Raw genomic sequence first — 23,111 nt, forward strand, 5'->3', positions numbered from 1 at the left:
AAGGGGGGCTTTGCGTTGAAACTTAGTGCCACACACTTAGGCAAAACATATCAATTTTCAACTTTAAAGGATCTGTTCGCAAAAGCAAACGAAGAGAAATCAGGAGACAGGCTGGCGGGAATAGCGGCGGAAACTGTGCAGGAAAGAATTGCTGCTAAAGAAGTACTTAGTGAATTGACGCTTGCTGATATCCGTAATAACCCGCTCGTGCCTCCCGAGGAAGATGAAGTTTCCCGTTTAATTGATGGGCAGGTCAATGAGAAAATCTACAGTACCATAAAGAATTGGTCTGTCGCAGAGTTGAGAGAATATATACTGGCAACTGAAACAGGGAGCGAACAGCTGAAAAGGATCAGCCGAGGCTTAACGAGCGAAATGATCGCAGCTTCTGCCAAGTTAATGTCAAACTTAGACTTAGTTCATGCGGCAAATAAACTTGAAATTCTTACGAAATGCAACATTACGATTGGCCACAAAGGGACACTTACATCACGGCTTCAGCCGAACCACCCGACTGATAATGTTGAAGGCATGATGGCTTCGTTAAAAGAGGGACTTTCATATGGGATCGGAGACGCCGTTATTGGTATCAATCCGGTTGATGATTCCGTTGAGAGCGTCAAACGTTTACTCCATGCTACCCATGATTTCATTGAGGAATGGGAAATACCGACGCAAAACTGTGTGTTGGCCCATGTTACCGCACAAATGCGGGCCATTGAACAAGGGGCCCCTGCCGATATGATTTTCCAAAGTATTGCCGGTACCGAAAAGGCGAATCGTTCATTCGGGATTACTGCTTCTCTTTTAGAGGAAGCAAATGAACTTGCCCGTCTGCAAGGGACAGGCACGGGACCTCAACGGCTTTACTTTGAAACCGGACAGGGGTCTGAACTTTCAGCAGAGGCTCATCACGGTGTCGATCAGATGACTCTTGAATCACGCAATTACGGGTTTGCCAGATGTTATGATCCGTACATTGTAAATACTGTCGTAGGCTTTATCGGTCCTGAGTATTTGTATAATAATAAACAAGTTATTCGTGCCGGTTTAGAAGATCATTTCATGGGTAAAATGCACCTTATTCCAATGGGGGTTGACATTTGTTATACAAATCACGCGAAAGTTGACCAAAATGACATTGAGGATTTAGGTATACTGCTTACGGCAGCAGGAGTGAACTTCATCATCGCAACACCGATGGGCGATGACTGTATGTTAAATTATCAGTCTATGAGCTTCCATGACGTGGCGACGATCAGGCAGACATTGAATAAGCGTCCTGCTCCGCAATTTGAAGAATGGCTTCACAAGATGGAAATTATAGAAGCAGATGGCACCCTAAGTAAGCGTGCCGGTGATGCTACCATCTTTTCCAAGTAGGAGGTGCAAGTAATGGATCTGGATCCAACTCTAGTAGAAAAGGTGACCAAGTTAGTACTATCGAAGTTAGAAGAACCAACGTCCAATGAACCATCTACCGAAGAACAAGAAGTTAAAATATGGAATCATCAAACGGCTTCTCCGGAAGCAACGACAATTTCTTCTTCTGCCAAGGAAGAAAACGTGGATGGAAATGTCGCATTTTCACCGTTCCCTACCGAAGGCCGGACGGTTAAGCGGGTAAAAGAGCCTGCGGAATCATCTGATCATGGTCATCCACATAAGAAGCACAACGTTAAGCAGGAAGAGGCTCCAAGTGATGAGTTAAAAGAGCTAATGAGTAAGACACCTGCCCGTATTGGAGTCGGGAGAGTCGGACCGCGACCAAAGACGAATACGTGGCTGAAGTTCCGCTATGATCATGCTGCAGCAGTTGATGCGGTGTCTGGAGAAGTCACTGGGTCTATTTTAGACTCATTGAAGCTTTTTACCGTGCAGACGAAGGTGACGGATAACGACATCTATATCCGCCGCCCTGACTACGGAAGACGTCTCTCCGATGAAGCGAAAAAGCTGATCAAAGAAACGTGTAAATTTCAGCCCGAAGTACAAATTATTGTCTCTGACGGTCTGAGTTCAAAAGCGGTTGAAGAAAATGTAGAAGACGTTTACCTGTCTCTCGAACAATCCCTTAATAGTTTAGGGTTTGACGTCGGCACCCCATTTTACATTGAAAAAGGAAGAGTTGCTGTTATGGATGACGTTGGGGAATTGCTGCAACCGAGAGTAGTCATTTTATTAATAGGTGAACGGCCGGGACTTGTCAGTGCTGAATCTCTCAGTGCTTATATGTGTTACGAGCCGAGGCACGGGACGATCGAGGCAGATCGAATGGTCGTCTCCAACATTCACAGCGGCGGTATCCCGCCCGTAGAAGCGGGAGCTTATCTTGGAAGCGTCGTCGAGAAAATAATGAAATATGAAGCGAGCGGTGTTTCGCTTGTCCAAAAGGAACAATAGGAGGATGACAGAATGAAGCTGCCACCAATTCATGCTGACCTGCTAGCTGCCCGGGTCATCCCTAATGTAGACGGAGCTCTTGCTTCCCAATTGGATCTTAATCCAAACCACCGCAGCCTTGCTATGTTCACAGTCACACTTGACGACGTAGGGGTTACAGCCTTGGATGAAGCGACGAAACGGGCAGATGTGGAAGTTGCATATGCCAGATCTTTTTACGCCGGGGCCGATCACGCGTCCGGTCCTTTATCCGGTGAATTCATCGGCATCTTATCAGGTCCGAACCCGGATGAAGTGAAAAGTGGATTAGATGCAGCCATTCAAACGGTAGAATATGATGCCTACTTTGAAGCTCTTAACGATGAAAAGACACACTGCCTTTTCGCTCACGTTGTCGCGAGGACAGGGTCCTTTTTATCGAAAGAAGCAGGGATTGAGCAAGGGGAACCCCTCGCCTATTTAATCGCACCTCCTCTTGAAGCGATGTACGGATTGGATGCTGCTTTAAAAGCTGCCGACGTTCAGCTCGTAACGTTTTACGGGCCACCGACCGAAACGAACTTTGGCGGCGGGCTTCTGACAGGAACGCAATCCGCTTGTAAAGCAGCGGCGGATGCTTTTCGAGACTCTGTGATGGATACGGCACAGGATCCCAAACGTTATTAGGAAGGAGTGTTGGAAGTGGATTTTGATCGTGATTTGCAATCGATCCAAGAGATGAGAACGGCTGTGCAAAGAGCAAAGACAGCACAAAAGACGTACAGCCGTTACACACAGGAACAGGTCGATAAAATCGTAAAACATGTAGCGAATGTTGCCTATAAAGAAGCAGGTTCTCTAGCTCAGTTAGCTGTTGAAGAAACCGGCATGGGCGTCGTAGAACATAAGAAGATTAAAAATGAAGTAGGCTCATGGGATGTATATGAAACGATTAAAGATGAAAAAACGGTAGGGGTTATCCGTGAAGATCGGGCTAACAAAGTCAAGGAGATTGCTTATCCGTTTGGTGTCATTGCCGGTATTATACCGACAACAAATCCGACTTCAACGGCTATTTTCAAAACATTAATTTCCTTGAAAACACGGAATGCTATTGTAGTCAGTCCTCACCCGCGTGCGGTGAAATGTACAATAGAAGCCTTGAAAATTTGCAGCCAGGCTGCGGTGGAAGCAGGGGCCCCGGATGGCCTTGTCGGCTGGATCTCAAAACCGACGATGGGAGCTACGAATGAGCTTATGCATCATAATGATATCAACCTGATACTCGCCACAGGAGGCGGGGGTTTGGTGAAAGCTGCATATAGCTCAGGGAAACCAGCTTACGGGGTAGGCCCGGGGAATGTGCCGGTCTACATTGAGAAAACTGCAAACGTGAAGCAGGCAGCCAAAATGATTGTCGACAGCAAGACCTTTGATAACGGAACGATTTGCGCAACCGAACAATCAATCGTTGTCGATCAAAATGTAAAAGAGATGTCCGTCCGGGAGCTGAAAAACAACGGCGCCTACTTCGTGAATGCTTCTGAAAAAGCAAAACTTGAAGATATCATCTCGCCTATCCGAGGAAAGCTAAATCCTGATATAGTCGGCAAGCCGGCGAAAGTGATCGCGAGCATGGCTGGCATTGAAGTGCCAGAAGACACGCGTTTACTGATCGCGGAAGAAGACAAGATTGCGAAGGATGTACCATTTTCCATCGAGAAACTTGCACCTATTTTTGCGCTGTATACAGCTCGTGATGCAGATGAAGCAAAAGAGCTTTGCATAAAGCTTTTGGATCTGGGCGGCAGAGGTCACAGCTTTTCCATTCATACGAATGACGACAAAGTCGCTGATATGTATGGAGAAGAAATGCCTGTTTCCCGTGTAATGGTCAATACATTAGCTTCTGTCGGAGCAGTAGGTGGTACGACAGGACTCGAAGCATCCATGACTCTTGGATGCGGCTCATACGGCGGCAACATTACAGGTGATAATATTAGTGCCCGCCATTTGATTAACATCAAACGGCTCGCTTATGGGATTAAGGATGTCAACATCCCTCAGCCAAAAGGAAACTCAGGGCAGGAATCGTCATCTTCTGCAGCGAAACAAGATAATGTAGAAGAGATCGTCAGCGAAGTCATGAAAAATGTGAACACCACTGACAATGCGGTGGATCCAAATATGGTGTCTGCACTCGTGCAAGACGTTTTAAAAAAATATCAAAACCAATAACCAGGGAGGAATTATAAATGGCAAGAGAAATTAATGGAGCACTTGGAATGATCGAGACAAAAGGTTTGGTAGCATCTGTAGAAGCAGCAGACGCTATGGTAAAGGCAGCAAACGTGAACTTGATTGGAAAAGTACACGTAGGCGGCGGTATTGTCACAGTATTAGTAAGCGGGGATGTAGGCGCTGTGAAAGCAGCAACAGATGCAGGTAGTGCAGCAGCACAGCGTGTCGGTGAGCTTCTGTCTGTACACGTAATTCCTCGTCCTCACAATGAACTGGATGGTATCCTTCCAAAGATCGGAACGGACGCATAATCCCTCTTTCCGCTACTGACTAAAAGTGCAATCAGTGCAGAGAAAGGAAGGACCAGCCTATGATGGAACGTGACACTCGCCAAATTGTAGAAGAAGTAGTGAAACAACTAATGGAAAGTAACAGCACCGCGTCAGAGATCCCTATTGGGGTCTCTGCGCGGCACTGTCATTTAACGCGAAAAGACTTGGATACGTTGTTTGGTCCAGGTTATGAATTAACTAAAAAAGTCGATTTATCCCAACCTGGCCAGTTTGCCGCTAATGAAACGGTAACGATTGCGGGCCCGAAAGGAAGCATTTCAAAAGTTCGCATTCTCGGACCTTTACGGAAGGCTTCACAAGTTGAAATCAGTAAGACTGATACATTTACGCTCGGTTTAAAACCACCTGTCCGTGAGTCAGGTAATATATCCGGCTCTTCTCCTGTCACATTAGTAGGTCCAAAGGGTAGTGTGTACTTGCAAGAAGGCTTGATTATCGCACAAACGCATATTCATATGACACCGAAAGATGCAGATCGATTTCGTGTAGATAATGGTGATCTTGTAAGTGTGGCATGTAAAAATGCCCATCGTTCCATTCGCTTTGAGAATGTCCTTATCCGTACATCTCCAAAGTACAAACTGGAAATGCATATTGACACGGATGAGGCAAACGCAGGATTAATTGAAACCGGGGACACGGGAACACTGTTCAAGACAGGAGAATCTTAATATGGACCGGCGATTGATTGAAGACATTGTCACGCAAGTCCTTGAGAAAATGGAGAAGCGGGAAAAACCGAAAAAACCCCCTCTACTTGCCATTCATCCTGCGTCCGCTGACATGGAGGCACAACTTGCTTTCTTAAACAGATATTGGAACGTCACCTTGGTTAACCCTGCTGATTATGCTGCACATTCTGCTCTAGTAGAGAGGGCCGTGTTTTTAGAGGTAGACCAAGATCTGTTAGTGAAGGGAGCTCTCGGCCTTGCGGACAGTCCTCAGAGTGTATTGTTTGCCGAGCTGATGACCGCGGGATGTTCCGTGCACATGGTCCTGTCAAAGGCACTGCAGTGGATGGAAAACGCTGTTGTGGGATATCAGCATAATGCATATCGATTACACCTTCTGCAGTATAAAAAACAACTTGAGGAATTTGGTGTGCAGTTTACAACTATAGAAACGTTAAGACCGGCAAATAATATGCAACCAAGTGCTCACTCCGAACATGCAAATAGGTATCCGGATAAACTGCTGACACATCAAAAGGTAGAGACGTGGACAGGGAAACAGATTATCGTTTCAGCTGACACGATCATCACCCCTTTGGCACGAGATACGGCAAGAGAAATGGGGATAACAATCAGCATTTTGGAGTCATGAGGGGGAGGATGACATGGTAGTTGGTACAGTAGTTGGGAATATCTGGGCTACTCGAAAAGAAGATGATTTAACCGGCCTCAAGTTTTTAGTCATTGAGCCCGAGCCTACCTACGCAGAAGCATCCAGCCGTTCTCGCTTTATTGCTGTGGACCGGATCGGTGCCGGAGTAGGAGATCAAGTGATGGTGACAAAAGGTACTTCTGCTTCGTTTATTAGCACGGAGTTTAAATTGCCTATTGATGCCGCGGTAATCGGAATTGTCGATTCGATCGAAGTAGAAAGAGGGGATGGTCGTGTCTAAAGCGTTAGGAATGATTGAGACACGGGGGTTGATTGCTTCTATTGAGGCTGCAGATGCGATGGTAAAAGCAGCCGATGTAAGCCTCGTCAATCAAGAGAAAGTTGATGCTGCCCTCGTTACGATTTTAGTAGAAGGGGACGTTAGTGCCGTGCAGGCTGCAGTAGAAGCCGGAAAAGTGGCTGCGGAACGAGTAGGTACGCTTATATCCGCGTATGTGATCCCTCATCCAGATAGCGGTACACGGGATCTTATTAAGAAAAAAGAAGAAAAGGCAGCCGTAGCGGAGGCTAAAGAAGCCCCTGCCAGTCAAAAGCAAGTTGATGAGGAAGAACAGTCTACTGTGAGTGAGGAAACGAAACAGGAAAAGAAAGAAACGGCTAAAACCTCGGCACCCAAAAAGAAGAAAACAACCAATACGAAATCCGATAAGTCATAGCACGTGACCAATAGGAATAAGTTGGAGGGCAGACTATGTCATCATTTAAACGTAGAAAATTCGCTGTCATTGGGGCAGGTTTCACTGGAACAACAGCCGCTCTTTTGCTTGCCCAAAAAGAGCTTGGCGACGTTGTACTCGTAGATATTCCAGAGATGAAAAATCCGACAAAAGGAAAAGCACTCGACATGCTTGAAGCAGGACCGGTAGAGCGGTTTGATGCTGATATTATCGGGACTTCCGATTATGCAGATATCACTGATGCCGATATGGTCATTATTACGGCTGGAATTGCACGCAAACCGGGGATGAGCCGGGATGATTTAGTGGCGACCAATGCAGACATCATGAAAGGGGTATCGGAGCAAGTTGCACGCTACGCACCGGAGAGCTATGTGTTAGTGTTGAGCAATCCGGTTGATGCGATGACGTTCACGTGCTTTCAAACGACCGGTTTTCCTAAGAATCGAGTGATCGGACAGTCAGGTGTGCTGGATACTGCCCGCTTTAACACGTTCGTCGCCCAAGAATTGAACGTATCCGTTGAAGATGTGTCAGGTTTCGTATTAGGCGGGCACGGCGACAGCATGGTGCCGCTCATTCGCTATTCCAACGCCGGTGGGATTCCTCTTGATAAAATTCTCTCGAAGCAGCAGATTGACGCGATTGTAGAGCGAACTCGTAAGGGCGGCGGTGAAATTGTGAACCTGCTCGGTAAAGGCAGTGCCTACTATGCGCCAGCTGCTTCCATCGTGCAAATGGCTGAAGCGATTGTAAAGGATAAAAAACGAATTTTGCCGGCAATCGCCTATTTGGAAGGGGAATATGGCTATCATGATATTTATCTCGGTGTCCCGACTATTCTCGGCGGAAATGGTATCGAGAGTGTAATCGAGCTGCCATTGACGCATGAAGAAAAGACAGCACTGGACGCTTCGGCAGAAGACGTGAAAAAAGTATTAAGTATTTTATAACTTTAGCTTAAAGAAAATCTCGTGGAGCATTTATTCCATGGGATTTTTTTGTTTCTGTTTATAGAAACACTGCTTTCTGAAGCGAACAAGTAGAAGGCGATAGCTGTTTTACTTCTATGTGTGACGGGTACAAGGAATTTATCATTGGTTACCGAGGTGAGTTCATGAATATGGTAAAGAGTAATTTGTTAAAGAAGGAAGACATGCGCGACCCACGGGTCGTCCCGGACTGGGTTGTAAAAGAATACAGCACGTTTCACGATGTCGTCACCAACGAGACATTTCCATGCTTCTTCGGCATGGCAGCAGAGAAAAAAGGAGAATTGCGTTATTCTTACATTTCCCATGAAGACTGGTCTCATTTACCTCATACTTTAGAGGATTTTAATTCTCTATTTGGAGAAGACCAACCACTTATACGACACGGGTTCTTTTTGTTTGTAGAACCCGAAGAAGAAGAAAAATCGATCCCTTATTATCGACAGTATTTTTGGAATATCCTTCAGTATTTACATGACCACGACACAAAACCGTGGGCAGAAGGTTATCCACGCGATCCTGACCACCACTTATGGGCGTTTTCATTTGCAGGGGAGCCATTCTTTGCTTTTGGGAATGCACCAGCCTATAAGCAAAGAAAAACGAGAGATTTAGGCAACAGTTTAGTCATCGGCTTTCAACCGCGACGCATCTTTGAGGGACTTGAGGGGACCTCAAAAGGCGGCGCGATGTCCCGTGAGAAAGTAAGAGAGCGGGTTGAAAAGTGGGACAAGATTCCGAAACACCCGAATATCAGCCATTACGGAGACACAGAACACAGAGAATGGAAGCAATATTTTATCGGCGATGACACGGAGCCAATCGAAGGTAAGTGTCCATTCCATCCAAAATAACAAAACACATGAAAAAACCGGGCATTACTATTCACGACTAATGCCCGGGCTGATGATCCAGAATCTCTTTTAATACCTGTGCTTGGTTGTGCTTTTCGTCTTTGGCGGCAAACAGAAGCGTTACCTGTTTGTTATTGTCTCTGACAACTTGTTTCAGTTTATTAAGCGTTGCTTGTTTTTCCTGATGTTGTTTTAATTCTTCCTTATATTTTTCCTTAAATTCCTGGAACTTGTCAGCATCATGATTAAACCATTGCCGTAACTCTTTGGAGGGAGCAACCTCTTTCATCCAGTGATCTACCTCTGCCTCTTCTTTTTTCATTCCTCGCGGCCAGATACCGTCCACGAGAACACGAACGCCGTCATTCTTGTCTGGTTCTTCATAAACCCGCTTTATCGAAACCGCCATGTGCATAACCTCCTTTTTATTATGTTTCCCCTTTCAGACCAAAGAGAAAACATAGAGTGGAGGTGGGGCTATCGTCTGTCACCGCCAAAGAAGTTATCGAACAAGCCGCCTGCGAGGCTGCCTTCACCCTTCGAACCGCCTTCCTGAGGCATCGCGGCAAATACCCGGCTTGCCAGTCTGCTAAACGGCAAAGACTGTATCCATACGGTGCCCGGTCCGCGGAGTGTAGCAAAAAAGACACCTTCTCCGCCAAACAGGGCAGTCTTTACGCCGCCGACAAATTCAATGTTGTAATCGACATCCCCCGTCATGGCTGTCAGGCAACCTGTATCGACTCGCAGTGTTTCGCCGGCTGTGAGTGTCCGTTCATGGATCGTGCCCCCGGCATGAATAAAAGCCATTCCGTCACCTTCCAACTTCTGCATAATAAATCCTTCCCCACCGAAAAAGCCTGTTCCAAGTTTACGTTGAAATTCGACACCGATGGACACGCCTTTAGCGGCTGCCAGAAATGCATCTTTTTGGCAGATTACTTTTCCATTTTGTTCACTTAAATCGATTGGAATAATTTTTCCCGGGTAGGGGGAGGCGAAGGAGACATGCTTTTTTTCCATCCCTTCGTTCGTGAAAGTAGTCATAAATAAACTTTCTCCGGTAATCACGCGTTTGCCGGCACCGAGCAATTTGCCCATAATGCCTCCGCCCCCGGAACTGCTGGAACCGTCGCCAAAAATAGTTTCCATTCGGATGCCGTCATCCATCATCATCAGCCCGCCTGCTTCAGCAATGACGGTTTCTTCCGGATCCAGCTCTACCTCTACAAACTGCATGTCATCACCGTACAGCTTATAATCAATCTCATGGTTATTCATTGATTTCCTCCTCATTTTCGTCTGCAAGAAAAAGGACAAACTTTCAGGTTGAGTGGAAAGTTTGCCCTCGGTGTCTATGCCTTTACCTTTAATAGCACGTGTTCTCGCACATTCTTGAATTTCTTCACTTAATGAATAAGTTAGGATAATGGTACACGGAATAGCTTGATTTGACAATAGTGAATTATTAGTTTTTTGTGAAATCATCATTTACTTTTGTAACGGCATTAGGAAGAAAGACGTTCAGAATCAACGTGATAACAGCAAGAATGGCAATAAACCAAAAAATGCTTTGAATCGAAATAGCGAGTCCTTCTTGAAGAACCCCGAGGACATCGTTGGGAAGTTGTTCTCTTTGTACCGGATCAAGAAGTGCATCGGCTAACCCAAGTCCAAGTGACTCTTCCGATGATGGGACGTGTTCCTCTAAATACACAAGGAGGCGAGTGTTTAAAAGAGCTCCCATTAACGATACGCCCATTGTGTTTCCTAGTATCCGCATAAACATATTGGAAGCTGTTGCTACCCCGCGGATGCTCCACTCGACATTACTTTGAATCGATACGATATACGTCGTCGTACAAAATCCCATCCCCGCCCCGACAAAAAACGATCCGAACCCAGTAGGAACCGGACCATATTCCGGCTGTGAAATTAATAGAAGGAGTGAACCGATCATCAGACAGCTTGCACCAATGAGTGCTGTTTTCATAAAACCGATTTTTATAAGAATTCTCCCTGCAATAGTCGAACAGATCGGCCATCCGATCGACATGACCGCAAGTGTGAATCCACCAACGATCGCGGACGTGCACGTCGGGAAGGGAACTTCTACTAAGAGCGCAAACGTCCTGTGGCAACGCCTTTGTGACCAACATCCTGTTGGTCCGAGGCCGTGCGCGTGGAGAGCGTCCGCCTGCAGTGGAAATCAACCTTCTATTCAATAGACAAACTTTTCAGATACCACCCATAACTGTATCTGAATCTACTCTCACTAGAAAAGCAAGTATCATCTAATAATATAGAGGACAAAGTTAGTCCGGTGCATGTAAAATGCTTTTTACTGTGTGTAAATATGTAATACTCAATATTTTTTAAATGATTACAATATTAACCATAATTGTGTAACCAATTTGTAAATGAAAGGTTAACGTTTTTGGGTTTGTTTTCATTTTAAAAAGGAAAGATAAGAATAGTTTGGTGTATGTCTATATAAGGAGGCACTTTTTATGAAAGGAATTATATTAGCGGGTGGCAGCGGTACGAGACTGTATCCAATGACTAAATCAATTTCGAAGCAATTGCTCCCTGTGTATGATAAGCCAATGATTTTTTATCCGCTATCTGTGTTAATGCTCGCAGGGATTAAAGATATTTTAATCATTTCGACGCCGGAAGATACGCCTCGTTTTGAAGAACTGCTTGGGGATGGCAGCCAATTTGGTATTTCGCTATCCTATGCGAAGCAGGAATCACCGGATGGCCTTGCCCAGGCGTTTCTTATCGGTGAGTCCTTCATTGGGCGTGACCGGGTAGCGCTTATTTTAGGTGATAATATTTTTTACGGACAAGGATTTACACCGCTTCTGCAAAAAGCAGCGCAAAAGAAAACAGGAGCGACCGTTTTCGGATACCGAGTCAGCAGCCCGGAACGGTTCGGCGTGGTCGAATTTGATGAACGGCAGCGGGTGAAATCGCTTGAAGAAAAGCCAAAAAAACCAAAATCCGATTTTGCGGTGACAGGTCTCTATTTTTATGATAATGAGGTGGTGGATATTGCCAAAAGTATCCGGCCGTCGCATCGGGGCGAGTTGGAGATTACGGATGTGAATAAGGCATACTTGCAAAAGGATACCTTACAAGTAGAGTTGCTCGGGCGCGGCTTTGCATGGCTGGACACCGGGACTCCAGCTTCATTATTTGATGCCTCACAGTTTATTGAAACGGTAGAAAAGCGTCAAGGCTTCAAAGTGGCCTGCCTTGAGGAGATCGCGTATTACATGGATTATATAACCCGGGACGAACTGCTGAAGAAGGTTGCGGAGATGAAAAACAGTGATTACAAAAAATACTTGCTCCGGATTGTGGAACGCACAGATAATCTTCCGTATTGGCTCGAAAGCAATCACGGCCGCAGAATGGAATTAATGCAATGAGAAATGAACCAGGCCAGACAGTGTTAGTAACAGGAGGGGCAGGTTTCATCGGTCTTCATTTTATTCAGCATTTAATGGAGACGTACCCGGAAATGAACGTGATTAATCTTGATAAAATGACATACGCAGCAGATCGTGCGGCCGAGAGAAAGCTTCGGCGCTTTGGCAACTATCGTTTGATCGAAGGGGATATCAGAGACCGTGCGCTCGTTGAGAAACTATTTAAGGATGAAGACATCCGCGGTGTCTTTCATTTTGCTGCGGAGTCTCACGTGGACAGGTCGATTACCGGGCCGGGTTTATTTATCGAGACAAACATCAACGGGACATTTACACTGTTAGAAACAGCAATGCGTTACTGGATGCCGGCACCGGGTAAGTGGTATCCCGGATATGAAGAGGCGCGCTTTCTTCATGTTTCAACGGATGAAGTGTACGGAACTTTGGGGAAGACAGGGTTGTTTTCTGAAACCTCGCCTTATGCACCGAACAGTCCTTACAGCGCCAGTAAAGCCAGCGCGGATATGCTGGTGCGGAGTTATTACCACACTTACGGCATGAACACCGTGATGACCCATTGTTCCAATAATTACGGCCCGAACCAGCATAGTGAAAAATTAATCCCGACCATTATCCGGAAAGCGCGTGCTTTAGAGCCGATCCCCATTTACGGGGACGGCCAGAACATCCGCGACTGGCTTTATGTAAAGGACCACTGCCAAGGGATCATGCTTGCATACGAGAAGGGACATGCCGGCGAAAGCTATAACATCGGCGGGAATAATGAACGGACGAACCTATATATCGCAGAGACGATCTGCAAGTTGTTGGACGAGCTCTTGCCGGAACAGCTGGGGAGTGCAGGGATGGACAGCTATACAAGTCTTATTACCTTTGTGGACGACCGTCCCGGTCATGACCGCAGGTATGCAGTAGATGCAAGCAAAATACGCCGGGAACTTGGCTGGCAGCCGCAAGAAAACTTTGAAACTGGAATAAAAAAGACAGTGGAGTGGTATATCCGTCATGAAAACAACTAAACCGCATCTCTCCGTGGTCACTCCCGTATACGGATGCGGAGAATGTTTAATTCAGTTATATAACCGCTTGAAAGAAACATTGCAGCCTATCACTCGTCATTTTGAAATCATTATGGTCGAGGATTGCAGCCCGGATCAGTCATGGAATGTAATTCAGCAGCTAGTTAACAAAGACAACAGGGTGAAGGGCATTCGCTTTTCGCGCAACTTTGGCCAGCACGCCGCGATTACCGCCGGTCTTGATCAGGCTTCGGGTGATTGGGTAGTCGTGATGGACTGTGACCTGCAAGACCAGCCTGAAGAAATCAGCAAGCTGTACAAAAAGGCTCAAGAAGGCTATGATGTCGTGTTTGCAAGACGTTACGAGCGCCAGGATACATGGTTGAAGCGCTCAGGATCACGGCTGTTCTATAAAATTTATGATTATTTTACGGACGGGAAAACCGATCCAACGATTGCGAACTTCAGCATTTCATCGCACAAGGTCGTAGAAAATTTTCGACGGCTTCGCGAACAAAATCGCAACTTTCCATTGTTTTTAAAATGGATGGGTTTTCATTGTGCATACGTTAACGTGGAACACCATGAGCGTATTCACGGGAAGTCGTCTTATAAGCTTGGGAAGCTTGTGAATCTAGCGATTGATGGTATTGTGTCGCAGTCGAATAAGCCGCTTCGTCTCTCCATTAAATTTGGGTTTTTGTTGGCTTTTGGTGCTGTGCTTTATGGTCTTTATTTGATGTATCAGTACTTTTTTATGTTTGAACCGGTACCGGGATGGACGAGCATTATGGTATCTATTTACTTTGTCGGCGGCCTGCTATTCGCTAATCTCGGCATCTTAGGGTTATACATGGGGAAAGTATTTGATGAAGTGAAAAATCGACCGCTTTATATCATTGAAGAGACTACCGGTTTGTCAGAAGAAGGCAGGCTCTCTGGCTATCCAGCGGCGGAGGGCGGAGAATAGAAAGGAGAGGTGGTTATGACAAGTGCTTTGTTACGTAGTACGCCCTGGGATAAGCGTGCACTTGGAATTGATACGTATGAGCTGCTCGAATACTCAGAAGAAGCGTTGGCAAAGAGCTTTGAAAAGCAAGGTCACTTTACGATTAAAGTCGACCCGTTAGTATCCAAGGAGCTGCTTCATCAGTACGGGTTTTATTATACAGACACGCTTTTAACCCCTGTTTTGAAGCGAGAGCAGTTTGTATCGTTTGATGATGACAAAATAACGATTACAAGGGACGTGGCACGAGAAGAGGTAATTGCTATTTCCGAAGGCATTTATGAGCATGGCCGTTTTCACCGTGATTTCCAATTAGACCGCTGTCTTGCCGATCAGCGTTACGATAACTGGCTCGGACAGCTTTATGACGTAGGCACAGTTTGGGGGCTCCTTTACGAAGGAGAACTTGCCGGTTTTTTTGCTTATTCCGGCAATCAAGTACTTCTGCAAGCATTTAAAAAAGAATATCAAGGGCGCGGACTGGCCAAATACTTTTGGACGCGTGCCGTGCGGACGTTATTCGACGAAGGTGCGGAGGAAGTGGCAACGTCTATTTCAGCCGCTAATCTGGCAATGATGAATCTCGTTGCGTCACTAGGTTTTAAATTTACGAAAGCGGTAGATATTTACCACAAAATCAACCGTTAAGAGAGGATTTTACGAAGTGGGTTATGTGTATATATTCGGAACGATATTTTTTACGGTTTATGGACAAATCATGTTAAAGTGGCGTATCTCCAAATATGGAAGCCTGCCGGAAGAGACACTTGATAAAATTAGTTACCTTTTTCGGCTTTTACTGGACCCGCTGATCTTGTCGGGTTTTCTTTCTGCTTTTGTCGCCTCCCTATTCTGGATGGCAGCAATGACAAAATTTGATATCAGCTATGCATACCCATTTATGAGCCTATCCTTTATGCTAGTTTTTTTCTTGTCTATTTTTCTATTTCAAGAGCCGGTTACGACTCATAAAGTTGTTGGGCTTGGGCTTATCGTTGCGGGCATCTTTGTAACGAGTCAATCTGTTTAAGAGAGGAGGAGAGCCATGATTTCTTTTAACATACCGCCTTATACAGGGAGGGAGCGTCCATACATCGATCAAGTACTAGGCAGTCAGCACCTTGCAGGTGACGGGGCTTTTACGAAAGCTTGCCGGAAGTGGCTAGAGAGCTATTCCGGCTGCGAAAGTGTGCTTCTTACGCCGTCGTGCACTCATGCTTTGGAGATGGCAGCGCTTCTTGCTGAAATAGAGCCGGGAGATGAAGTAATTATGCCATCTTATACCTTTGTGTCAACGGCGAATGCCTTCGTCTTAAGAGGGGCAAAGATCGTATTTGTTGACATACGACCAGATACGATGAATGTAAACGAACGTTTGATTGAAGATGCGATCACCCCCCGTACAAAAGCGATTGTGCCTGTTCATTATGCCGGGGTGGCTTGTGAAATGGACACCATTATGTCAATTGCCAAAAAATATAACCTGGTTGTGATCGAGGATGCTGCCCAAGGGGTAATGAGTACATATAAGGACAAGGTGCTCGGCACGATCGGTGATGCAGGAGCCTACAGCTTCCACCAGACGAAAAATTATACAAGTGGCGGAGAAGGGGGAGCCCTTCTGGTTAGTACGCCGGCATGGCAGGAGCGTGCTGAGATAATCCGCGAAAAAGGAACGAACCGCTCCCAGTTCTTTCGCGGTCAAGTTGATAAATATACATGGATGGATATCGGCTCATCCTATTTGCCGAGTGAGTTAAATGCGGCTTATTTGTATGCACAACTAGAAGAAGCAGAAGCGATCAATACCAGACGTATTGCGTCGTGGGAGAATTACTATAAACAGCTCCAGCCTGAGGCGGAATCGGGGAAAATTGAGCTTCCGTACATACCGGAAGAGTGCTGCCATAACGCGCATATGTTCTACATTAAAACAAAAGATGTGGAAGAACGATCAGCCTTGATGGAATGGTTGAAGCACCGTAACATTCAGAGTGCCTTTCATTACGTGCCGCTTCATACATCGCGAGCGGGACAGACGTTTGGCCGCTTTCACGGTGAGGATGAGTATACTACGAAAGAAAGCGAACGGCTGCTGCGGCTTCCGATGTATGACGGTCTTCGCGAAGAAGACATTAAGGCGATTACAGATGCCGTCAGGAGATTCTATGCATGAATAAAGAGCGGCTGCTTTTAGGGATCTCTGTTCTGGCTATTTTGGCATATGTCTCACCGTTTTTCTTTCTCGGCGAAGACGTTCATGTTCGCATTCATGACCATCTTGATTCCAATGTTATCTGGTATAAAACATTAATAGAGAGCGGCAAAACGTTTGCGCCGAGCAGTGCAGAGATTGCCGTGATGATGAACGGGCTGCCGCGCGGTTCCCTTGACACTCAGTTCAGCCTGTATGTCTTATTATTTTATCTATTTAAGCCGCTTACTGTGCTCACCATTAATGAGCTGTTCATGCGTTTTATCGCTTTTTTTGGTATGTATGTTTTCTTAACTTCTTATGTGTTGAAAAAAGAAACCACGAGCTCAATCGTAATTGCTGCCGGCAGTGCCTTGGCATTTTCACTGCTGCCATTTTGGCCGTTTGGAGGAGCTAGTATTGCCGGTATTCCACTAGCGTTATATGCTTTTTTAAACATTCGCGGTCGGAAGTCTTCCTGGAAAGATTGGCTCATCATCAGCCTCTTGCCATTCTACTCCAGTTTCGTCTTGTCGTTTATTTTTTTTCTCGGACTGATGGGCGTGCTCTGGCTCGTAGACTGGATACGAAGCAAACGGGCAAACTGGTGTTTCTTTTTTAGCATAGCATGGATGTCAGCACTCTTTCTGGTAAAACAATACCGACTTGTAACGGGTGTGCTGCTCGAACAAGGCTTTACCGATCACCGCGTAGAATTCTCCCGCGGGTATAATACGTTTTCGCGAACGCTTGGGCTCTTTCAAGAGAATTTTTTAACGGCCCACACTCACTCGTATTCCTTGCATGACACGATTATCATCTATGTCGTCTTGGTTGCGCTTCTCCTCTTAGTAGTAGGCAAGCTCACACGGAAAATCTTTACCGGTGAAGCGCTCGCATATTCAAAGCAAGAAAAGGCTCTGCCGTTGTTGCTTCTCTTAGCCGCTCTGTTTTCCTTTTGGTATGCGCTTTGGTATTGGGAAGGATTCCGTGTTTTAAAAAATACGATTGAGATTACGAATACGTTTAACTTCGGGCGGTTTCATCTATTAAATGCGGTGATATGGTACATCTTGTTTGCGCTTGCCCTGACGGTGATCAATCGTACAGTCAAACGCTCGATTTGGCTCATCGCTCTCCTTATCGCCGGGCAATTATTCGTCGTTTCCTATGAAAACTTTGAGTGGAAGTATGCGCGGGCGGGCATGCCAACGTATGGGGAGTTCTATGCGGAAGAACAGTTTGCTGAAATTAGAGATTATATCGGCAGGCCGCCGGAAGATTACCGGATTGTCAGTATCGGTATGTACCCGGCCGTCGCTCATTTTAATGGTTTTTACTCACTTGATATGTATGTCACGATGTATCCGCTCTCCTACAAACATCAATTCCGAGAAATAATAGAAGGGGAGCTCGCGAAAAACGAAAAAATGGAAAACTATTACGATACGTGGGGAAGCCGTGTGTATGTGTTTACGGATGAGCTCGGAAAAGAGTATCTCTATACGAAAGATAAACACGCTTCTGTGGAGGACTTAGACTTTGGAACTGAAGCGTTTAAAAAAATGGGAGGGGATTATGTACTGTCAGCCGTTGAGATAAAAAACGCCGCTGACAATAATTTAAAACTGTTGCAGGTGTTTGAAAATGACAATTCCGCCTGGCGTATTTATCTTTATGAAGCCGAGTGAAAAACACTCGGCTATTGTTATGTAGAAAATGGTTATTTTTCTTCTTCTCTATTAAGCGTTTCACCCATCTGCTATATTAATAGAAAGGAAATCTATAGCAGGGGGAGAGGGGTACGATGAAGTTTTTTCATACGGCGGATTGGCATCTGGGCAAGCTCGTACAGGGAGTATACATGACGGAGGATCAAGCATATATTCTGCAGCAGTTTAAACGCGCGGTGAAAGAGGAGAAGCCGGATGCTGTCATTATAGCCGGTGATTTGTACGACCGTGCCGTCCCGCCTACGGAAGCAGTTCAATTACTAGATAAAACACTTGAGGAGATTGTCATTGATTTAAAGACTCCTGTTCTTGCGATAGCGGGCAACCATGATAGTCCAAGCAGGCTTCATTTTGGAAGTGAAGTTATGAAGGAGAGGGGCCTTCACATTGCCGGTCGTTTTACTGGTGATTTAGAGCCAATTGTACTTAGTGATGAGTACGGGGAGGTTCACTTTCATCTCATCCCCTATTGTGATCCGAGTGTTGTGCGGAGTGTCTTTCAAGAGGAGGATATACGCTCTCACCACGATGCAGCTGAAAAGATTACAGAACGCATTCATGAGAAGATGGATCCGCATGCCCGTCATGTGTTTGTCGGGCATGCGTTTGTGACACCATACGGTGAAGAAGAGGCAAATACGAGTGATTCGGAGCGGCCGCTTGCGATTGGTGGTACCGAGCATATTGATTGTCGTCTTTTTGATTGCTTTCATTACACGGCTCTTGGCCATTTGCACCAGTCCCATTATGTAGGAAAAGAGACGATCCGCTATGCTGGCTCCATTTTGAAATACTCGATATCCGAAGAACATCATAACAAAGGTTTTACGATTGTTGAACTGCATAAAGACGGCACCATCACTACCGAGAAGCGTGCCCTTATGCCGAGGCGGGATATGCGTACAGTCACCGGAACGCTTGCGGAGCTGTTGGAACAATCTATTAACGAGGATTATGTATTTGTGCGTCTCGAGGATAAAGCACCGGTACTGTCACCAATGGAAAAAATCCGCTCTATTTATCCGAATGCGATGCATGTTGAGCGAAAACATTTCATGCTCACCCCCGGCGAGAATAGAACGGAATTGTCCCCCGAACGTCATAAGATGAGTGATGTAGAATTGTTTCAAGCTTTTTATAGGGAAGTAAAAGGAATGAAGCCTGATTCCGAAACAGAAGCTATTTTTAAAGAAGTCTTGGAGGAACTGTTACACGTGGAACAAGAAGCAGAAGGGCAGAGAGTTTCTGAAACGGAGATGATCAAAGGATGACTACTGGAAAGGAGGGGAAACGTGCATGCAACCATTAAAGTTGACATTGACCGCGTTCGGTCCTTATAAGGATACGGAAGCGATTGATTTTGCGGAGTTAGACGGCAACAGTTTATTTGTAATCTCGGGGAACACCGGCGCAGGCAAGACGACGATTTTTGACGGGATTTGTTTTGCTTTATACGGGTCGGCAAGCGGACAGGATCGGGAAAACCACCTGATGCTGCGCAGTGATTTTGCTGATGATCGTACGCATACAGCCGCGGAGCTGGAATTTTCATTAAATGGGCGTACTTACCGAATTCTTCGCCAGCTCGGACACGTGAAAAAAGGAAATAAGACAAAAACGGGAGAGCGCTATGAGTTTTTTGAACGCAGAGACGGAGAGGAATATCCGTGTGTTGACCGGCAAATTGTTTCGGAAATTGATAAAAAGGTGGAGGCACTTCTTGGCCTCACCCAGGACCAGTTCAAGCAGATTGTTATGCTGCCCCAGGGAGAGTTTCGCAAGCTGTTAACGTCGCAAACAGAAAATAAAGAAGACATTTTGCGGCGTCTTTTTAAAACGGAACCTTACAAACAAATGATTGAGCGTTTGCGGCGAAAGAAAAAAGCGACAGAGGAACGCTACAACCAAGAGAAGCATACGAGTAATACATATGTCGACAGCATTCAGACAACGTTACCGATGCGCGAAGAGTCTCTCCTTTTTCGTACACTGGACGCAGATTATTACAATGAACAGCAGATCATTGTCGGGCTAGAGGAAGAAACAGCGTTTTACGACGCCAGGCTCCGAGATGAGCAAAGCGCGTCTGAAAAAGCCTATCAACTTCATGATAAAAAGCAAAAAGAATGGAGCCGTGCCGAAGAGTGGAACAAGCAGTTTGATGAACTGGGACGAAAAGAACGTGAGCTGCAAGTATTGAATGAGCGGACAAGTTTTTTTGTGGAAAGAGAGAAACAGCTGAAAGATGCAGAACGTGCGAGCCACATCGAGCCCTATGAAAAACAGGCAGAGTCGTGGCGGGAGGAGGAACGTAGGAAAAGAGAATTACTGGATCAAGTAGAGAAAAAGAAAGCCAAAACAGTAGAAATGCTGCGAAAGGCAGAAGCTGTCTATCAACAAGAAGAAGGAAGGCAGGACGAGCGGGACGCGATACGCAGTCAGCTTCAACGTTATGAGGAAATGGTTCCCGCCGTGAAAGAATTAGACAATAAGAAACGGGAAGCGGAAGAACATAAGCGGTCCGCGCAGCAATCGGAAGGACATCTCGAAAAGACTCGTGAGGAACGGCAAGAGAGAAAACAACGTCTGGAACATATGAACGAACAAATTCGTGAAATGGATCACGCCGTCAGCCAGCTTCCCGAGAAGCACCAGTCCTTACTTGACATGCGTGAACAGGCGCAGACCTTGAAGACCTATAACGACTGGGTTGTGAAGCATGAGAAGCATCAACAGGAAGCAGCGAACAAAGAACGACTGTATGAGAAAAAGAAAGCGGAGTATGAGAAAATCGAAAGCATTTGGCTGAGCAACCAAGCCAGCTTTTTGGCTAGTCACTTGGTTGAAGGGGAAGCCTGTCCTGTCTGTGGAAGTCACGAACACCCCCAAAAAGCGACAGGAAGCGCAGGGGGCGTGACGAAAACAGAGGTGGAAACTGCTAAAAGGGCGTTAACAGAGGTGGAAACGAATTTCCGACAGGCACAGGCGAATCTCGACTCTGCCGCTCACCAACTGCAAGAAACAGAAAAAATGGTCCTTTCTCACGACGTCGCAGTCGATGAGGCAACGGGTGTCTATGAACAGTTAGTAACAACGGGTACCCGGCTAAAAAAAGAGGTAGATGAGCTGAAAGAGACAAAAAAGCAACTGGACGAGCTTCGTGTAAAAGCAGAACGAGAAAAGGAGACGTACAAGCAAGTAGAGGAGCGCGAGAGAAAACAAGATGCGGTTTTCCAAAAACACCAGGCGAATTATCAAGCCGCTCTTGCCGTCTACAAGGATCGTCTCCAGAACATTCCAGAGGCAGTCCAAACAATGTCTGACTTAGAAAAGACAATAGCGGAAATGACACACCTTAAGAAAGAACGGGAAAAAGCCTGGGAAGAGGCACAGCAAGGTAGACAGCAGGCTCGGGAAATAGACACACAAGTAACATCACAGGTAACCGCTGCAAGAGAGCAACTTGAAGAAACGAAACAAAAGAAGGCAGGGGCAGAAAGCCAATTTCAAGATGCACTGAAAGAGGCAGGGTTTACGGAGGAGGTCGGCTACCATGAAGCCAAGCTTCCGGAAGATACTCGTACTCAATGGAAAGAAGATCTCTCACAGTTTAACGAACAGTTAGCGGTCCTTCGCAAGCATGTTAAGGAACGAAAAGAGGCATTAGCGGATAAAGAAAGGGTAGATTTAACGAAGCTTGCGGAAGAAGTCTCTCAACTTAAAGAAGCATATGAACAAGCGTATAACCGTGTTGTCGAAACAAAAAAATATCGGGAAGCAGCATTCACCTTGATCACACAAATTACAGAGACAGGTAAGCGCGTCAAAAAGTGGGAGAAAGAGCTTAGCGTAACCGCTGATTTATATGACGTCCTCCGCGGGCAAAATGAACGTAAGATCTCATTCGAGCGCTACTTGCAAATTGAATACTTGGAACAGATCATAGAGGCGGCTAACCTAAGGCTGAATCGGTTATCAAACGGACAATTTTTATTAAGCCGCAGCGACCGCCAGGAATCACACGGACGACAAAGCGGTCTGGCCTTTGATGTTTATGACTCTTATACCGGACAAACACGTGACGTGAAGACACTTTCAGGCGGGGAAAAGTTTAATGCCTCGCTCTGCCTCGCCTTAGGTATGTCCGATGTCATTCAAAGTGTCCAAGGAAATATCTCCATTAATACCATGTTTATTGATGAGGGATTTGGTTCTTTAGATGAAGAATCGCTGCATAAGGCAATTGACACACTAATTGATTTACAAAAATCGGGCCGAATGATTGGAGTTATTTCACACGTGCAAGACCTAAAAGCGATATTCCCAGCAACACTCGAAGTGAAGAAAACAAAGGCAGGGTACAGCGAAACACAGTTTGTTATTAAATAACTAACTTTCACACGGGAAAAGGGTGGAACATTCCCGCTTATTGACGTCACCAACCCTTATGATGCCCTATTTTTCAAAGAACTGCATTTTCACGACGTCATATTCTTAGTATGACGTCGTTATTTTCTTGGAAGCTAAAAATCATGTCATCATTCAGCCGCTATGACCCCTCTATTTTCAGTACAGCCGTTTTTCGTAGCCTCATACAATCGTTATGACGTCGTTATTATGGAAGAGTCCTTATTTCAAGGTATTAACGTTTGCTATGGTGTTGTTATTATCAGACGTGGCTTGTTTCGTGACACCTTACCATTTACAATATATCCACACAAAATCCGTCTTTCACTGATAGTCTTGTTCACCAAGCGTATAGCCGTCCGTAAACAGGAAATGCTAATTCTTGAGA

At 45.7% G+C, this 23,111-nt stretch carries 23 protein-coding genes; 20 read left to right on the plus strand and 3 right to left on the minus strand.

Going from position 1 to position 23,111, the window contains the following annotated elements:
* The first annotated feature begins 15 nt into the window (after window positions 1-15).
* The 11 genes from LOR49_RS11100 (at window position 16) to LOR49_RS11150 (ending at window position 8,903) form a co-directional block, all read left to right on the plus strand.
* A complete protein-coding gene (locus tag LOR49_RS11100; protein ID WP_240376769.1) occupies window positions 16-1,383 on the plus strand; it encodes an ethanolamine ammonia-lyase subunit EutB in 1,368 nt (455 codons plus the stop codon).
* A gap of 18 nt (window positions 1,384-1,401) precedes the next feature.
* A complete protein-coding gene (gene eutC / locus LOR49_RS11105) occupies window positions 1,402-2,403 on the plus strand; it encodes an ethanolamine ammonia-lyase subunit EutC (RefSeq protein WP_240376872.1) in 1,002 nt (333 codons plus the stop codon).
* A 12-nt stretch (window positions 2,404-2,415) separates the two neighbouring features.
* Window positions 2,416-3,069 carry an ethanolamine utilization microcompartment protein EutL gene (gene eutL, locus LOR49_RS11110; protein ID WP_240376770.1) on the plus strand — a complete coding sequence of 218 codons (654 nt, stop codon included), beginning with the start codon at window positions 2,416-2,418 and terminating at the stop codon, window positions 3,067-3,069.
* A gap of 15 nt (window positions 3,070-3,084) precedes the next feature.
* Window positions 3,085-4,620, plus strand: a complete 1,536-nt coding sequence (locus LOR49_RS11115; RefSeq protein WP_240376771.1) for an aldehyde dehydrogenase family protein — start codon at window positions 3,085-3,087, stop codon at window positions 4,618-4,620.
* Between the two features lie 17 nt (window positions 4,621-4,637).
* A complete protein-coding gene (locus LOR49_RS11120) occupies window positions 4,638-4,934 on the plus strand; it encodes a BMC domain-containing protein (protein WP_240376772.1) in 297 nt (98 codons plus the stop codon).
* A gap of 59 nt (window positions 4,935-4,993) precedes the next feature.
* Window positions 4,994-5,647, plus strand: a complete 654-nt coding sequence (locus LOR49_RS11125) for a phosphate propanoyltransferase (RefSeq protein WP_240376773.1) — start codon at window positions 4,994-4,996, stop codon at window positions 5,645-5,647.
* Window position 5,648: 1 nt separating this feature from the next.
* Window positions 5,649-6,299, plus strand: a complete 651-nt coding sequence (locus LOR49_RS11130; RefSeq protein WP_240376774.1) for a hypothetical protein — start codon at window positions 5,649-5,651, stop codon at window positions 6,297-6,299.
* Between the two features lie 13 nt (window positions 6,300-6,312).
* On the plus strand, window positions 6,313-6,600 hold the full coding sequence (locus tag LOR49_RS11135; RefSeq protein WP_240376775.1) for a EutN/CcmL family microcompartment protein: 288 nt from the start codon (window positions 6,313-6,315) through the stop codon (window positions 6,598-6,600).
* The gene (locus LOR49_RS11140; protein ID WP_240376776.1) at window positions 6,593-7,036 is read left to right on the plus strand and encodes a BMC domain-containing protein; all 444 of its coding nucleotides are present in this window, start codon (window positions 6,593-6,595) and stop codon (window positions 7,034-7,036) included. Before LOR49_RS11135 ends, LOR49_RS11140 begins: the two co-directional genes overlap by 8 nt.
* 35 nt (window positions 7,037-7,071) lie before the next feature.
* Complete coding sequence (gene mdh, locus LOR49_RS11145) at window positions 7,072-8,010, plus strand: malate dehydrogenase (protein ID WP_240376777.1); 939 nt, start codon at window positions 7,072-7,074, stop codon at window positions 8,008-8,010.
* A 170-nt stretch (window positions 8,011-8,180) separates the two neighbouring features.
* Window positions 8,181-8,903 (plus strand): YqcI/YcgG family protein, encoded by a 723-nt coding sequence (locus tag LOR49_RS11150; protein ID WP_240376873.1) that lies wholly within the window; start codon window positions 8,181-8,183, stop codon window positions 8,901-8,903.
* Window positions 8,904-8,940: 37 nt separating this feature from the next.
* On the opposite strand, the gene LOR49_RS11155 is transcribed toward LOR49_RS11150, so the two are convergent.
* The 3 genes from LOR49_RS11155 to LOR49_RS11165 all read right to left on the minus strand — a co-directional run bounded on the left by LOR49_RS11155 (window position 8,941) and on the right by LOR49_RS11165 (window position 10,959).
* The gene (locus LOR49_RS11155) at window positions 8,941-9,312 is read right to left on the minus strand and encodes a DUF488 domain-containing protein (protein WP_240376778.1); all 372 of its coding nucleotides are present in this window, start codon (window positions 9,310-9,312) and stop codon (window positions 8,941-8,943) included.
* A 68-nt stretch (window positions 9,313-9,380) separates the two neighbouring features.
* Window positions 9,381-10,184 carry a TIGR00266 family protein gene (locus LOR49_RS11160; RefSeq protein ID WP_240376779.1) on the minus strand — a complete coding sequence of 268 codons (804 nt, stop codon included), beginning with the start codon at window positions 10,182-10,184 and terminating at the stop codon, window positions 9,381-9,383.
* Between the two features lie 187 nt (window positions 10,185-10,371).
* Entirely contained in the window at window positions 10,372-10,959 is a 588-nt protein-coding gene (locus tag LOR49_RS11165; protein ID WP_240376780.1) for an MFS transporter, read from the minus strand.
* Between the two features lie 454 nt (window positions 10,960-11,413).
* Between LOR49_RS11165 and rfbA the strand changes: the two genes are divergently transcribed.
* The 9 genes from rfbA to LOR49_RS11210 all read left to right on the plus strand — a co-directional run bounded on the left by rfbA (window position 11,414) and on the right by LOR49_RS11210 (window position 22,705).
* Complete coding sequence (rfbA, locus tag LOR49_RS11170) at window positions 11,414-12,340, plus strand: glucose-1-phosphate thymidylyltransferase RfbA (RefSeq protein WP_240376781.1); 927 nt, start codon at window positions 11,414-11,416, stop codon at window positions 12,338-12,340.
* Complete coding sequence (rfbB, locus tag LOR49_RS11175) at window positions 12,337-13,380, plus strand: dTDP-glucose 4,6-dehydratase (protein ID WP_240376782.1); 1,044 nt, start codon at window positions 12,337-12,339, stop codon at window positions 13,378-13,380. The genes rfbA and rfbB overlap by 4 nt, the downstream gene beginning before the upstream one ends.
* Entirely contained in the window at window positions 13,367-14,350 is a 984-nt protein-coding gene (locus LOR49_RS11180) for a glycosyltransferase family 2 protein (RefSeq protein WP_240376783.1), read from the plus strand. Before rfbB ends, LOR49_RS11180 begins: the two co-directional genes overlap by 14 nt.
* A gap of 15 nt (window positions 14,351-14,365) precedes the next feature.
* Window positions 14,366-15,037, plus strand: coding sequence for a GNAT family N-acetyltransferase (locus LOR49_RS11185; RefSeq protein WP_240376784.1), 672 nt, complete (start codon window positions 14,366-14,368; stop codon window positions 15,035-15,037).
* Between the two features lie 16 nt (window positions 15,038-15,053).
* Window positions 15,054-15,419, plus strand: a complete 366-nt coding sequence (locus LOR49_RS11190) for an EamA family transporter (RefSeq protein ID WP_240376785.1) — start codon at window positions 15,054-15,056, stop codon at window positions 15,417-15,419.
* 15 nt (window positions 15,420-15,434) lie between these two features.
* Window positions 15,435-16,565 (plus strand): dTDP-4-amino-4,6-dideoxygalactose transaminase, encoded by a 1,131-nt coding sequence (gene rffA / locus LOR49_RS11195; protein WP_240376786.1) that lies wholly within the window; start codon window positions 15,435-15,437, stop codon window positions 16,563-16,565.
* On the plus strand, window positions 16,562-18,274 hold the full coding sequence (locus LOR49_RS11200; protein ID WP_240376787.1) for a DUF6044 family protein: 1,713 nt from the start codon (window positions 16,562-16,564) through the stop codon (window positions 18,272-18,274). Before rffA ends, LOR49_RS11200 begins: the two co-directional genes overlap by 4 nt.
* Window positions 18,275-18,390: 116 nt before the next feature.
* A complete protein-coding gene (locus LOR49_RS11205) occupies window positions 18,391-19,587 on the plus strand; it encodes an exonuclease SbcCD subunit D (RefSeq protein ID WP_240376788.1) in 1,197 nt (398 codons plus the stop codon).
* Window positions 19,588-19,612: 25 nt separating this feature from the next.
* Window positions 19,613-22,705 (plus strand): AAA family ATPase, encoded by a 3,093-nt coding sequence (locus LOR49_RS11210; protein ID WP_240376789.1) that lies wholly within the window; start codon window positions 19,613-19,615, stop codon window positions 22,703-22,705.
* Window positions 22,706-23,111: the final 406 nt, after the last annotated feature.

Source organism: Bacillus piscicola (assembly GCF_022458745.1).
Lineage (GTDB): Bacteria > Bacillota > Bacilli > Bacillales > Marinococcaceae > Alteribacillus_A > Alteribacillus_A piscicola.

What these genes read in the sequence shown, in the direction of transcription:
- eutL (WP_240376770.1), top strand. Translation starts at nt 2,416, where the DNA reads ATGAAGCTGCCACCAATTCATGCTGACCTGCTAGCTGCCCGGGTCATC.
- LOR49_RS11120 (WP_240376772.1), top strand. Translation starts at nt 4,638, where the DNA reads ATGGCAAGAGAAATTAATGGAGCACTTGGAATGATCGAGACAAAAGGT.
- LOR49_RS11125 (WP_240376773.1), top strand. Translation starts at nt 4,994, where the DNA reads ATGATGGAACGTGACACTCGCCAAATTGTAGAAGAAGTAGTGAAACAA.
- LOR49_RS11130 (WP_240376774.1), top strand. Translation starts at nt 5,649, where the DNA reads ATGGACCGGCGATTGATTGAAGACATTGTCACGCAAGTCCTTGAGAAA.
- LOR49_RS11135 (WP_240376775.1), top strand. Translation starts at nt 6,313, where the DNA reads ATGGTAGTTGGTACAGTAGTTGGGAATATCTGGGCTACTCGAAAAGAA.
- mdh (WP_240376777.1), top strand. Translation starts at nt 7,072, where the DNA reads ATGTCATCATTTAAACGTAGAAAATTCGCTGTCATTGGGGCAGGTTTC.
- LOR49_RS11150 (WP_240376873.1), top strand. Translation starts at nt 8,181, where the DNA reads ATGGTAAAGAGTAATTTGTTAAAGAAGGAAGACATGCGCGACCCACGG.
- LOR49_RS11155 (WP_240376778.1), bottom strand. Translation starts at nt 9,312, where the DNA reads ATGGCGGTTTCGATAAAGCGGGTTTATGAAGAACCAGACAAGAATGAC.
- LOR49_RS11160 (WP_240376779.1), bottom strand. Translation starts at nt 10,184, where the DNA reads ATGAATAACCATGAGATTGATTATAAGCTGTACGGTGATGACATGCAG.
- LOR49_RS11165 (WP_240376780.1), bottom strand. Translation starts at nt 10,959, where the DNA reads ATGTCGATCGGATGGCCGATCTGTTCGACTATTGCAGGGAGAATTCTT.
- rfbA (WP_240376781.1), top strand. Translation starts at nt 11,414, where the DNA reads ATGAAAGGAATTATATTAGCGGGTGGCAGCGGTACGAGACTGTATCCA.
- rfbB (WP_240376782.1), top strand. Translation starts at nt 12,337, where the DNA reads ATGAGAAATGAACCAGGCCAGACAGTGTTAGTAACAGGAGGGGCAGGT.
- LOR49_RS11180 (WP_240376783.1), top strand. Translation starts at nt 13,367, where the DNA reads ATGAAAACAACTAAACCGCATCTCTCCGTGGTCACTCCCGTATACGGA.
- LOR49_RS11185 (WP_240376784.1), top strand. Translation starts at nt 14,366, where the DNA reads ATGACAAGTGCTTTGTTACGTAGTACGCCCTGGGATAAGCGTGCACTT.
- rffA (WP_240376786.1), top strand. Translation starts at nt 15,435, where the DNA reads ATGATTTCTTTTAACATACCGCCTTATACAGGGAGGGAGCGTCCATAC.
- LOR49_RS11200 (WP_240376787.1), top strand. Translation starts at nt 16,562, where the DNA reads ATGAATAAAGAGCGGCTGCTTTTAGGGATCTCTGTTCTGGCTATTTTG.
- LOR49_RS11205 (WP_240376788.1), top strand. Translation starts at nt 18,391, where the DNA reads ATGAAGTTTTTTCATACGGCGGATTGGCATCTGGGCAAGCTCGTACAG.
- LOR49_RS11210 (WP_240376789.1), top strand. Translation starts at nt 19,613, where the DNA reads ATGCAACCATTAAAGTTGACATTGACCGCGTTCGGTCCTTATAAGGAT.